This window comes from Candidatus Bathyarchaeota archaeon, from assembly GCA_026014745.1.
GTDB lineage: Archaea > Thermoproteota > Bathyarchaeia > Bathyarchaeales > Bathycorpusculaceae > Bathycorpusculum.
In genome coordinates this window covers 979,389-992,121 of record JAOZHS010000001.1, presented here as the reverse complement: position 1 = coordinate 992,121, position 12,733 = coordinate 979,389, and the positions used below count along the sequence as shown (strand labels likewise).

Sequence of the window (12,733 nt, the reverse complement as noted above, 5' to 3'; positions counted from 1 at the left end):
CTAATTGTTTATCGTTATCCTTGGATCAGGAAACAATTTTGTCCTAACCGCAGAGGCAATCGGGGCAGCGCTTAATTCTTCTAATTTCAGAAAGCGTCCGCCCATTGCCAGGGAGATTTGTTTTACAACACCAAAGGTTAGGAATTCCTGTTCAGTATCTAAGGAGAGGGATTGTATGCCAGCAGAAGCGATTTCCCTTGCCACAGACATTGCTTCTTCAACGGGGTCGCCGCCGTGGAGGCTAACGTTTGCTCGCCCATCAGAAACCAACACCAACAATGGAACCGCTTCTTTGTCGTTTCGGACATAGTTTTTGATGGTGTCCATACCGAGTTTCAATCCATGAGCCATGGGTGTTCTACCGCCAGTTGGCAAATTCGCCAAATATCGTTGGGCTAAATCGACACTATTTGTGGGAGGCAAAACCAGCTCTGCAGAATCTCGCCGAAACGCAACCATACCAACGCGGTCTCGCCGCTGATAGGCATCCAGCAGAAGCGAAAGAATCGCGCCTTTGGTGGCGCTCATACGTTCCTCAGCAGCCATCGAGCCGCTTGCATCAACAATAAAGACAATCAAATTGCCAACTTTGCTTTCTCGGACTTTCTGACGTAAATCACAATGCTCAATCAACAAAGCATCTTGGCGATTACAGTCTTGTTTGCGAATTTTCTGGTGAGACGCCGCGGCGCGTAGGGTTGCGTCGAAGGCTAAATCTTCAATTTTTCCGTTCGGAATTATGTTGTCTACGTAGCGGCCTCTTTTGGAGCTTAAGGTTTTGGATCGCCGTCCGCTGCCGCTTCGTTGGAGCTCGTCAAGTATGGGAGTCGCAAACGGCTTGACGGCGTAGGGTAAATCGGCTTGAAACACCTGTTCTTTTTGGGGGGTTTCTTGTTCTTGTGGGGGCTCGTCGGGGGCTTGGGAGTCTTCTGGATTTGGAAGGAGTTGCTTGTTTTTTTCCCATTTCTCGATGCTTTCTTGAAGCTGTTGCTGTTCTAGCTGTGGCTCCTCGAAGGGTTGGCGTCGTTGGCGGTGAGGAAGCACAAATTCAGCGGCTTCTTTAACGTCCTCTTCGGCGACGTCTACGCGTCCATGGTAGGCAGCGATTGTGCAGGCAGTTTTGTACATGTTAATGTCCGCGCGGTGCCCATCAACGGCAAAGTCTGTGCAGATTTGGATAATTAAATCGAGCAATTGAGAACTGAGTTTCACTTTGGGCAGGAGCTTGGTGGCGGCTATGATTTTTTGCCGTATCTGCTCTTGATTTTGGGCTTGGGAAACAACAAAACCAGCTGGGTTGCTTTCGAAAGCGATTCGTTTGCGGACGATTTCTGCGCGTGCTTCCTTGTAGGGGACGCCCTTGACTTCAACTGAGAGAGCGAATCGGTCGAGAAGTTGAGGTCGCAGTTCGCCTTCTTCAGGATTCATGGTTCCAATCAAAACGAACTGGGAGGGATGACTGAAAGAGACGCCTTCGCGTTCCACAAAATTTACGCCCATCGCCGCGGCATCCAGTAAAACGTCGACGAGGTGGTCGTCTAGGAGGTTGACTTCGTCTATGTAGAGGATGTTGCGGTTGGCTTGTGCGAGGATGCCTGGGTCGAAGTGTTTTTCGCCGGTTTTGATGGCTTTTTCTATGTCTATGGTGCCGACGAGGCGGTCTTCTGTGGCTCCGACGGGTAATTCTACGACTGAGACACAGCGTTTGGTTAGGGGGAGTTTTTCTGCGTTTGCTTTTTTTGTGTTGCAGGTTTCGCACATGTCTTTGGGGTTTTGGGGGTCGCAGCGGAAGGGGCAGTTGGATACAACTTCGATTTCGGGGAGTAAGTTGGCTAGGGCTCTTACGGTTAGGGATTTGCCGGTTCCTTTTTCGCCTCGGAGAAGTACGCCACCGATTTTTGGGTTGATCACATTGAGGATTAGTGCAAGTTTCATTTTTTCTTGGCCGACTATTGCGCTGAAGGGGTAGACGGTTTTGTTTTTGGATTGCATCGCTTATTTGCCTCTCCGGTTGGATGTTCTATCCAAGTAGCGTTATAAACTTTGGCTTAACAAAAGTTAATAGCTGGTTTATCAACCAAGGTTTACTAAATACAACCAACATCAAAAAACCCAAAATCCAAAGAGCGCAAGCAACCTAAAACAGGCGCGCCAAAACAGCCAACCCAGAAAACCGCAAGCACTTAACCTATCCATAATTTAAAAAGTAATGGGGCAGAACCTCTGAGAGTACATCCATCACCCCGAAAAGTAAGCAAAAGGAGACCGCTACTTTTTAGATTCCTTAACGGCTACATCGATAAGACGAAGTATCTCTTTTCTTGCCTCACTAATAGTTAGCGGCAACTCGTCACCCACAGGCAAATTGTTCTCTTTTTTAAGGACCTCAAAGAGGTGAGCTATGCGTGGAGAACGCAATTTTGCTTTTCGAATTAATTCAGTTTTTGAGAAACTCTCCTTAGGGGTACCCTCGGAGACTACTTTGCCTTTATCTAAAATGACGAGCCTATTTGCAAACAAGGGAACCACATCTACATCATGTGTGGCTAACAGCAATGTGATTCCGTTTGCTTTATTGAGATGAAGCAGCAAATGCAAGATGTCGCTGGCGGCTATGGGGTCAAGGCTTGAGGTTGGTTCATCCATGATGATAACTTCGGGCTGCATAGCAAGAACTCCCGCTAACGCAACACGTTTCTTTTGACCTGCACTAAGAAAATGCGGGGGTTTGTCGGCGAATTCAGTCATGCCGACAGTCGCAAGCGCCTCATCTATCAGCGCCTTGACGTGCTCAGGAGTGTAACCCAGATTTAACGGACCGAAAGCAACATCTTGTTTCACGGTAGAGGCAAACAGTTGATCGTTAGGGTCTTGAAAAACAAAACCGACACGTTTACGGAGTTGCAGTAGCGATTTTGCGTCGTATTGGATGGGGTTGCCGTTGAAGAGAATTCTGCCGCTGGTGGGTTTTAGGATGCCGTTTAAGTGGTTGAGCAGAGTAGTTTTCCCTGAACCGTTAATGCCCAAGAGCGCAATGCGTTCCGCTTTGTCAAAGTTTAAAGATACATCATCTAAGGCTATTGTGCCGTCGGAGTATTCGTGAGTCAGATTTTCAATTTTAAATAACATTCCTATAGACTCCATATGTTTATTATGTTTAATGCAATCAAAGCGAGCATCACGTCAAACAAAATGATGCCTGCGATTGTTACCCAGTTTGGTTTAGGCTGGTCTTCAAGCAAACGTATGTTGCCGTCGTAACCGCGAGCGTTCATAGCCACAATTGTCCGTTCACCCTGCTCAAGGGTTCTTATGAAAAGGTTTGCGACGAGAAGCCCGGTTTGGCGGATACGCTTAAGATAACCTGTTTGACCGAGCCGTAGCTTTTGGGCAGTTGTCATTTTTGAGGAAACCTCCATGAAGACGAATATGTAGCGGTAAATGAGAAGACTGATTTCTATGAGGACCTTGGGGATGTGGATTTTTCTTAGGCTTATGAAAAGGTCATTCATGGTTGTGGTCAAAACCAAAAAGAATAGTGCCGATATTGCGCCCAAGACTCGGAAGAAGGTCAATAGTGCCATGGTTATCCCGTTATTGTAGATTACCCAATTGAACCACGGGAAAGAAATCTGCGTCAAAGGTTCCCCGCCGCCAAAGAAGAGAGCGATGATTATGCAACTAACCGCTACAAAGACAAATGGATAAAGAAGCAGGTCTAGATAGAATCGCCAAGGAATCTGGGCGACTGCAATAATCATTAATGTGGCGATTATTGCAACCGTGATGCCAACAATAGGTGAACCGGATATAACACTTAAAATCAGCATAGAGCAAGCGAAGAAGATTTTTGTTGTTGGACTAACATTTGATAATTGATTGGTATAGGCGTAACTGTCGATTTGCGCGGATATGTTAGCGTGACCTTCATCATGCTTGTGGCTGTGCCGATGCCCCGTATGAGGCATTGGTTTAAGAGTACTGGCTTTTCTTTTTGTCCGGATGATAATATATGCCATTATGGATGCGCCGATGAGCGCTTGTACTCCAAGAAGCGGCTCGATATATGATTCTGGAATATTCAAAATGGGGTTAAACCATGGTTGATAGCCTGTTGCGGTTATAATGTCAGCCGCTGCGTCATCAGTGCCGGCAAAGTTGGTTGTAGCAATAAGAAAGGGTGTTGTAAATAGAACCAGTAACACCGTGATGAGGATGGCATAATGTTTCTTTTTTAGCCGAAATTCTTTCTCAGGGATACCTGCAAGGGGTGCACGAATTACTTTTAAAGTTGACAGAATTTTCCCTTTATATTTTGTTAAGAAATCAAAAACGAAAACTGCTAACACACCTTCACCTATGGCCAATGGAATCTGGGTAACAGCGAAGATACCTGCAAACTTGACAAATGCGCCTGCAAAGCCTTGGGAAGGAAAAGCAAGCGCAAGTTGCGCCGAGGTGGTTACGTAGGTGAAGAGGTCACTTAGGGATACGGCGAGAAAGACCGCTGCCGGTGTCGGCACTCTGGTTTTTTTGCATACTATCCAAGTTAGGTATGCTACAAAGGGCCCCATTATGCCCATAGAGAAGACATTTGCGCCAAGGGTGGTTAAGCCCCCATGTGCAAGCAGTGTGGCTTGGAAAACTAGGGCAATCAGGGAGAGAACTGAAGCTATGGCGGGTCCAAAAATTATAGCTGCTAATCCTGAGCCTGTTGGGTGGGAGCTACTTCCAAATACTGAAGGCAACTTGAGTGCAGATATTACGAATATAAATGCACCCATCAATGCCAGTAAGGGTTTGGCGTCGGGTTCCTTTTTCACGATTTTGTTGAGTTGATAGATGCCGTATGCTATGATGGGTATTGATATTGCGAACCATATTTCCCACCATGGACTCGGCAGGAACCCCTCCATAATGTGCATATTGTTTTGGATTCCCCTTGATTGGATAAGTCAACCAACCACCAAGCTTATAAATTTTATTTTAACTACAGTTAACTCAAGGTTGAATTAATGACCAAGCGCCAACAAACAATCATCCTCCAAAACAAAGGAGAATTCACAAAATTCCAAATACTACTAGAAATCATGCGCAACCAGCCCCACGTAAAACAAAAAGACATAAGCGAAACCCTCGGAATCACCATCCAAGCCGTATCAAAATACTTCAAAAAACTAGCCAGAGAAGGCCTTCTCGAATACAGCTCTGAACGCGTAGACTACCGGCTCACAGAAAAAGCAATCGCAACGCTACAAGAGGACCTAAAAGGCTTAGAAAGATACGTCAACGCCACCAAAAACGAAATGAAAGTAGACCATTCCCTACCCGCCCTAGCCACTCAACCCGTAAAGGCAGGAGACGAAGTTGGGTTAATCATGAAAGGCGGCGTCATATACACCGTACCTCCAGAAAGCACAGAAGCAAAAGGCATAGCGATGGAGGACGCGATGCCCGGGGAAGATTTAGGATTAACAAGTTTACAGGGCAAACTAAGCGTAAAAGAAGGAAAAATACTCATCATAAAACTACCCAGCATACGCAGAGGGGGCTCACGAGCGGTAGATTTAGCCAAGGTTAAAAGGTTCTATGATGAGTTTAAGCCCGACCGTGTTGGCGTAATGGGTGCTGTGGGTAGAGCAGTCCTTAACAAGATAGGACTTAAAGCAGACATAGAGTTTGGTATCAGCCGCTCAGCAGCAATAGCCGCGTCAAGAGGACTTAACGTGTTGGTACTTGTTGTCGGCAGAATGAGTAACCGCATGACGCAAGAGATAGAAAATGTCAACCTGAAAAATCCAGCTAACATAAGCTATGAAGTACGGGACGCCACAACCAAAAAAGCATAAAACTTGTTTTTTTACTAAAAAAGGAAAAGGGATATTTCCCTTTTTTGGGAAATTAAGGTCGTTTTCTGAGAACTAAGCCTAGAACCACTGCACAGATGATGATGACGACTATGATTGCGATGGTTGAGTAAGTGATGGCCATTGTTGTATCAGTTGAGGGCGGATATGTAGGAGCTACGGTAGCTTGTGCTTCAACTACGCCGACAGCGGTTTCTGCAGATGAAGGTCCATAAGCACCAGAACCTGCAAAAGTTGCCATTACTGTGTATTCTCCTGGTACCTCGGGTGTCCAAAGTATCTTGAAGAGTCCGCTTGAATCGCTGGTTACGTCCCCGATGTGGATGAAGTTGCCGTTAGGGTCTAATGCGTCTAAGGAGACTGGTACGCCTGTTGCGTCTGTGGGTTTTGCGACGTTTTGCATAACCATGTAGTCCATCCATACGCCTTGGTCAGCGTCGGAGATGGCTGCGGTGCCTTTGAGGGCGGTGTTAGGTGATTGGTCAGTGACCGTTCCCGTAATCAGCACGCTTCCACCAAGATTGAGGGTGGAGACAGAAGCTGAAACGGAAGTAGCGCTTGGTCCAGGTCCCACACAGTAAATCCGCAAATCATTGAGGTTAAGGTAAACGAAGTAGCCGTCTGCAACAGCGATTTCTTGCCAGTTACACATGCCAAGCATCTTCCAGATTTCTTCGCCAGTATAGGCATTTATGCATCGAGTCTCAGCGCCTAAGAAGGGAGGCGCGTTAAGAGAGTGTTCACTACTTATCAAGTAGACTTTTCCGTCTGCAACGGCTGCAACCTGATAGGGATACCCTCCATAAGCGGTGTTAGCTGTTCGAGTGTTATTGTTTGGGTCGTTGGGGTCATTACCGTAGGTGAATAGCACGTTGCCTGTTGCGAAGTCGTAGGCGTAGACTATGCCGCCGTAACCTGCTGAGTATAGCGTACCGTTGCCTGCTGCGTAGGGCGCTGTGAGTCCAGTGGTTCCGCCGTAAAAGTTGAAGGCGTTTTCGGGCTCAGTGGGTCCCCAGAGGTATTCGCCAGTTAATAGGCTGTAACCGCTCCATTGCACCAGTTCTTTGTTGTACATGGTGAAGACGTTGGTTTTTTGGTCACGAGGTCCAATTAGGATGGTGTTGTTGGCTGATCCAGTGTAGTTTTTGATCCACATCACTTGACCGACGTTGCCTCTTGTCGCGTTAAGGTTAACTGCCCATAGCGTGAAGGGGTCGGGTGTGCCGAATGCGCCGCCGGTTGAACCTGCGAATTGTAGAGCGCTGCTTCTGCCAAATACCAAGTCTCCGGGTAGCACCTGAATTATAGCTGTGTTTTGTCCGGCGGGTAGCGGCTGAGAGAGGGTTATGTTGAAGTCGTAGGATTTGCTCATGTTCCAGTTGGTTCTGCCAGGTAACCATTGGGTGATTCCGCCTGCAACATCATTTCCCGGTAGCTTGGTGTTGTTCCATTGCCACATGTATGTGTAGGCAGCGTTGGTGTTGGCTCGTCCAATGTTCATGATGAGAATTTCGCCGGCTGGCCCAAAGAATCTTGTGCCTGAAGGTACATCAGTTTCGTTAAACAATGTTCCGCCAGTCAATGGGTCGATTGCTATCCAACCCGTAGTAGAGACTACAGCATTTGAGCTTGTGACAGCGCTGGTATAGCTGCCATTGGTGGTGGTTGCTTGTGGAGCGGGGTTGGTGATGCCAACTCCGGTGATGGCTGTGTTAACTATCCATAGGTAGCCGTTGGGGTTAACGCCGTGTTGGTTGACTGATTCGAAATCATAGAGTTGACCAAAAGAGGGCACGTTTCCTGAGGGACCAAAAACAGAACTCACTGTAACACCGAAGTCTTTTTCCCAAAGGGTTTCACCAGATCGTAAATCCACGCATGCGTATCCACCGCCTGAGGGACTGTTAGCTAAGGGAATGGTGTAGTAGAGTCGTCCATAGATAATTAGAGGGTTGGGGAATTTTATCTGATAAGCTGTACCAGAGTAGAAGTTGATGTCAGGGTTACCAAGATTTGTTCCGCCAACTATGCCACCAAACGAGATAGGTTTAGTCCACATGACGTGGGCGGTGTCGGGGGCTCTTCCTGCGCCTTGATAGCGGAGGTAGTTGTAGCCTTGTTCACTTTGGCCTAGCCACTGAGAGCCAAGCACGTACCAGTTGGTGTTCATGGTGTCGATGGGGCGGGTCCAATAGCTGACGGGTAGAGGGGGCTGTGTCCATAGGGGAACTGGGTTTTCTTGTACTGTGAAAGTGGTGTTTGCTGAGCTGGGGGCAAATGTGTCGTTTATGTAGTCACTGTTTGATCCAGGTAAGCCAGTGTAGCCTGCGCGTTCAAGGACTTGTCCGGGGAAGTTAAAGTAGACTTGGTATTCGCCTGTCGTTGAGGGTGTGTAGATCATAAATGAGGAGCCGACGGAGTCAGATACGAAGGGTCCATAATTTTCTACTTGCCCAGCGGGGTCAGTTATTTGTATGGTCATGCCTTCCCAGCGGTCTCCAGTGGAGCCTGCCGCAGTCGGAGGGGGCCAGTTAAGCCAAAAAACGACAGTGACTTGTTGGCCTACCCCTACGGGGCTGGGTGTAGCGGTCACGTATGCGTAGGTTTTGATTGTCTGAGGCGGGTCATGGGCAATGGCGTTGGGCAACGTGATAAGGGTGAGGGCGATTGTCAGTATCATAATCATTGCAAAAGATGCAGTTATTGATTTCTTTTTAGAAAAGATTCCTGAAAAAATCATGTTTTTTCTTTTCCTACAAAAATTTTTAGGAAAGGCTAACTCGGTTGAGTCACCCTTTACCTATAAAGGAAGTAAGCGTAGGCTAGAATAAATAATTTACTTCAAAGGGGTTGGCTTAAACGTTAAAAATCGCGTATTTTCCCCAAAAATCCAGAGTTTTCCGCAATACAGAAAAACAACCGCTCCTTACAACACTCTATGGCAATAACAAAAAAACCCCACTGCATGTGGCTTGACGAATTAAGCACCATAGAAGCCGCGCAAGCCGCCAAAGAAGGCACCGTAATAATTCTACCAGTAGGCAGCGTCGAAGAACACGGAGAACACTTACCGCTATGCACAGACAGCATCCAACCCGAATATGTCGCCTTAAAAGTCGCCCAAGAAACAGGTTGCCTCATCGCACCACCTCTCCGTTACGGCATCTGCAACGCGGGACGCAACTTTGCAGGCACCCTAACAATAGAGTTCGATACGTTCTATCGGTTTGTCCGCGAAATTCTCTTCGAGTTGGTGCGCCACGGATTTCTACGCATAATTGTGTTGAGTGGTCATGCAGGGAATTCGCATATGGTTGCGTTACGGATGGCAGCACAAGATGTCGTCGTCAAAAATGACGCCACTGAAAAAAAGGTGCGGATAATGGTGCTGTCGGATTATGATTTTGCTCAAGAATTAACTGAGCAGTATACCTCAAAAACAGATGGACACGCAGGCACCTTGGAGACCGCGCGGGTTATGTATATTAAACCTGAACTAGTCAAAACCAAAGGCGTAGCGTCCGTTGCGAAGTGGCCCAGATTTGAGGTTGTTGCACATCCTGAACTGTATTTCCCAAGCGGCGTCAATGGCGACCCCACGGTGGCAACCAGAGAAATAGGCCAAAAAATAAACAAATACATCATTGAGCAGGTTAAAAAGTTGGTTGAGGAGATAAAAACATAAACAAAAAGAGAGAAGATTAGCAGATTGCTGTGTTTTTGCGGTTAAGCTTCTTTTTTTGCTGCCGCCTTAGGTTTTTTTGCTGATGACTTGACTGGTTTCATGGGTTCATTACAGCAGATGAGTTCGCATGTTTCGTCGCATCCGCAGGGGTCTTCAACAATAACAACAAGACCGCATTCTCCACATTCGTACTGGTCACCTTTTTGTTTAACCAAAAAAAGCACCTTCCAAAAATTCTTCTAAGATATATGTTGTTTTTTTGGGATTTAAAAATTACTGGTAAAGGCTTCCCGAGTCGGAGGAAAATTTTTATGTGAATTCACAGAATTATAGGGGTGATTTGTATGCCTTACTGTGAAAATTGTGGTTCACCACTTGACACTCAAGCGAATTTTTGTGGCAAATGCGGCGCCTCAAGACGCCAAACCGTAAGTCAACCTGCATCTCCCCAAACGGCGAATGTAAATTATATGCCGCCTCCTCCGCCGCCGCCATCCATGCAGGCAAAGCCTCAATCGGCACCAACACCAGTGGCACGCGCACCTCAAGCTACGGGTGAAGGCATAGTCGGCGTAATTGTGCTCCGAAAACACAAATCGCTAGGCAGATATGACTCCTACACTGGCGTGGTAACGACGCAACGCTTCATTTTTGCTCAAATGACTCCGGCGATGTTAACGGCAGCTGTGCAGCAAGCCAGAGACCAAGCTAAATCGGATGGGAAAGGTTTCTGGGGGCAATGGTCAGACCAACTTAAAGCATCCTTTGGTTATGCAAAAAAATACTTGAATATGGCGCCTGAAGCGATTTTAGCTGAAACCCCAGGGAACTTCCAAGTCTACAACAACATGATAAACGAGTTAAAGCTTCACCTCAAAGACTTAAACACAAACCAGCATGAATTTGAATTAAAAGTTAAAACAAACACTGGGACGTTTGAGTTCCGCATGGATGAGAACAGCGACTTCACTAATCTGCTTAAACAGGTGTATGGCGACAAAGTGAAGATGCCGTTTGGCTATTTCGCCAATAAGGGAGTTCGGCTCTCTGTGGGGTTTAGATAAAACCCCCAAACTCGCCTATTTTTGTTCAGGTACCTCTGGGGCATAGGCTAAGGACAGGTAACGCTTGAACCAGTCGGCTGCGTAGCGGGCGACTTCTTCAAGTTTTCCTGGTTCCTCAAAAAGATGCGTAGCCCCCGTAATGATAACGAGCCGCTTTTCAGCGTTCATCTGAGCCATAGCGCTTTTGTTTAGGGCGATAACTCCCGTGTCTAACCCGCCCACTATCAAAAGCGTCGGAGCTATAACACTTGAAAGATACTCCCCCGCCAAATCAGGGCGTCCTCCACGCGACACCACCGCCGCTACATCCTCCTCAAGTTTCGCTGACGCAATTAACGCAGCTGCAGCCCCCGTGCTGGCACCGAAATAGCCAAGCTTATAATGCTGGGTCAAGGGGTCTTCGCGCAGCCACCGAGTCACACCCATGAGCCGCTCCGTCAACAAATCAATGTCGAAGCGATACTCGGCAGTTGTCACGTCAACTTCTTCCTCTTCAGGGGTAAGAAGGTCAAAGAGCAGGGTTCCAATTTTTTGTTTGTTGAATTGTGTGGCGACATATTGATTGCGGGGGCTAAACCTGCTGCTGCCGCTGCCATGCACAAACACCACAACACAAAACGCGTCGGGAGGCAAGGTTAAGTTCCCTTGAACTTCGATGTCTCCAACGGGGATTCTTAGGGTAATTTCTTGTTTCATCATAGAACCACAACTCCATGTTTGCTCGTGAAGTTTTGACGGGCATCTTTGAGCAGTTGGATTACTTCTAGGTCGGTGACTTGCTCAAAGTCTCCGTAGAATTGCCCGATGGCATGGAAATCGTCGGGCATATAGGGGCATACTACGAGGTCGGCTTGTTTTTTGAGCGCATTTATGGTTGACGGAGGCCCAACTGGAACAGCCACAGTTACGGTTGAGGCGCCTCGTTTCTTCACCGACGCTAACGCTGCCTTCATGGTGGCACCTGTTGCGATGCCATCATCCGCGATAACTACATCGCGACCCCGCAAATCAAAAGGAGCAGAATCCTGCCGATAAATCTCGAGCCGACGAGCAATTTCTTGGCGTTGCCGCTCGCTTTCTTGATGGATATACTCGCGCGATACACCCATGTAGGTGATTAGGTTGTCATCCAAAAACATGGTACCGTCCTCTGCCACGGCTCCAATCGCCAGCTCCTCGTTGTCGGGTGCACCAAGCTTATGTGGAATAATCACGTCAAGGGGCAACCGAAACGCCTGTGCAATCTCAAACCCTACCACGACGCCGCCCCGCGGAATAGCCAGCACCAACCCATCTTTAAAATAATAATCAGCCAATGCTCTGACTAACCGTTTGCCAGCGTCTGTGCGGTCAGAAAAATACTGCATTCAATCTTCCCCAAAACTTGTGTATTTTAATGGGGAATCTACATATAAAAAGTGGTTGACTACACGGGGCGCCAACAAACGTTTAAGATTACCGTGGCGCATTGCGCAAGTGAAGGTGACGTTTTGTCAACAAATATTTTATCTCTGGACCGCAGTATCCAAATCGCGGTTCAGTGGATTGTTGATGTTCAAACGGAGTTGGAGTGGGATAGCCGAGACGAAGCCTACAAAGCCATCAAAGCCGTGTTACATGCCATCCGCGACCGCTTGCCCATGGAAGAAGTTGTGCATCTAAGTTCTAATTTACCAGTGATACTAAAGGGGATGATGCTGGATGGCTATGACCTCAAAGACAAACCCCTGCACATAAAGAACCCTGAAGAATTCTACGACTATGTGCAACAAAATTATGACCCCAAAAGACGCAACTTAATCGACGCCGAAGCAGTAACCACCGCCGTTATTGGAGTGCTTAACCGCCGCATAGGCAGTGGGGAAATGCAGAAAGTCGCGGGGAATATGCCTGAAAAAATTAAGCGCCTTTTTGAAACTGAAACAAAACCTAAGCGTCTAGAAGAACCAGCCATAACCTGACTCAATATCCTCTAAGAAAAGTGTTCCTCAAAAGGCGCCCATAAATTAGCTAGTCTACTGGTTTTCAACATGTTTTTGGGCTGGTTTTGGGTCAATAGTGACCTACCCCTCTTAGGTTTCTGCATAGAACCACTAATAGGATCCAAATAGACGCCA

11 protein-coding genes and 1 pseudogene are annotated in these 12,733 nt (G+C 47.3%); 4 read left to right on the top strand and 8 right to left on the bottom strand.

The window, feature by feature from the left end; translation table 11 throughout:
• From NWE92_05300 to NWE92_05285, 4 genes and pseudogenes are all read right to left on the bottom strand, one after another.
• Entirely contained in the window at nucleotides 1–1,992 is a 1,992-nt protein-coding gene (locus NWE92_05300; protein ID MCW4029046.1) for a putative cobaltochelatase, read from the bottom strand.
• A gap of 276 nt (nucleotides 1,993–2,268) precedes the next feature.
• A complete protein-coding gene (locus tag NWE92_05295; protein ID MCW4029045.1) occupies nucleotides 2,269–3,129 on the bottom strand; it encodes an ATP-binding cassette domain-containing protein in 861 nt (286 codons plus the stop codon).
• A gap of 2 nt (nucleotides 3,130–3,131) precedes the next feature.
• Nucleotides 3,132–4,205 (bottom strand): cobalt ECF transporter T component CbiQ, encoded by a 1,074-nt coding sequence (gene cbiQ, locus NWE92_05290; GenBank protein MCW4029044.1) that lies wholly within the window; start codon nucleotides 4,203–4,205, stop codon nucleotides 3,132–3,134.
• Between the two features lie 66 nt (nucleotides 4,206–4,271).
• Nucleotides 4,272–4,925 (bottom strand): annotated as a pseudogene (locus NWE92_05285) (energy-coupling factor ABC transporter permease).
• Nucleotides 4,926–5,015: 90 nt separating this feature from the next.
• Between NWE92_05285 and NWE92_05280 the strand changes: the two are divergent.
• Complete coding sequence (locus NWE92_05280) at nucleotides 5,016–5,849, top strand: winged helix-turn-helix transcriptional regulator (protein MCW4029043.1); 834 nt, start codon at nucleotides 5,016–5,018, stop codon at nucleotides 5,847–5,849.
• 52 nt (nucleotides 5,850–5,901) lie between these two features.
• Here the strand turns inward: NWE92_05280 and NWE92_05275 are convergent, their stop codons facing one another.
• Nucleotides 5,902–8,607, bottom strand: a complete 2,706-nt coding sequence (locus NWE92_05275; protein ID MCW4029042.1) for a hypothetical protein — start codon at nucleotides 8,605–8,607, stop codon at nucleotides 5,902–5,904.
• A 198-nt stretch (nucleotides 8,608–8,805) separates the two neighbouring features.
• Between NWE92_05275 and NWE92_05270 the strand changes: the two genes are divergently transcribed.
• On the top strand, nucleotides 8,806–9,552 hold the full coding sequence (locus NWE92_05270; protein MCW4029041.1) for a creatininase family protein: 747 nt from the start codon (nucleotides 8,806–8,808) through the stop codon (nucleotides 9,550–9,552).
• Nucleotides 9,553–9,593: 41 nt separating this feature from the next.
• On the opposite strand, the gene NWE92_05265 is transcribed toward NWE92_05270, so the two are convergent.
• Nucleotides 9,594–9,767: a hypothetical protein gene (locus NWE92_05265; GenBank protein MCW4029040.1), complete on the bottom strand. Its 174-nt coding sequence runs from the start codon at nucleotides 9,765–9,767 to the stop codon at nucleotides 9,594–9,596.
• A gap of 129 nt (nucleotides 9,768–9,896) precedes the next feature.
• Between NWE92_05265 and NWE92_05260 the strand changes: the two genes are divergently transcribed.
• Nucleotides 9,897–10,616 (top strand): hypothetical protein, encoded by a 720-nt coding sequence (locus tag NWE92_05260; GenBank protein MCW4029039.1) that lies wholly within the window; start codon nucleotides 9,897–9,899, stop codon nucleotides 10,614–10,616.
• A 15-nt stretch (nucleotides 10,617–10,631) separates the two neighbouring features.
• Here the strand turns inward: NWE92_05260 and NWE92_05255 are convergent, their stop codons facing one another.
• Together NWE92_05255 and NWE92_05250 are read right to left on the bottom strand one after the other, a co-directional pair.
• Entirely contained in the window at nucleotides 10,632–11,315 is a 684-nt protein-coding gene (locus NWE92_05255) for a dienelactone hydrolase family protein (GenBank protein MCW4029038.1), read from the bottom strand.
• Nucleotides 11,312–11,983: a phosphoribosyltransferase gene (locus NWE92_05250; protein ID MCW4029037.1), complete on the bottom strand. Its 672-nt coding sequence runs from the start codon at nucleotides 11,981–11,983 to the stop codon at nucleotides 11,312–11,314. Before NWE92_05250 ends, NWE92_05255 begins: the two co-directional genes overlap by 4 nt.
• A gap of 123 nt (nucleotides 11,984–12,106) precedes the next feature.
• On the opposite strand from NWE92_05250, the gene NWE92_05245 reads away from it, so the two are divergent.
• Nucleotides 12,107–12,577 (top strand): DUF2267 domain-containing protein, encoded by a 471-nt coding sequence (locus tag NWE92_05245; protein ID MCW4029036.1) that lies wholly within the window; start codon nucleotides 12,107–12,109, stop codon nucleotides 12,575–12,577.
• Nucleotides 12,578–12,733 lie beyond the last annotated feature (156 nt).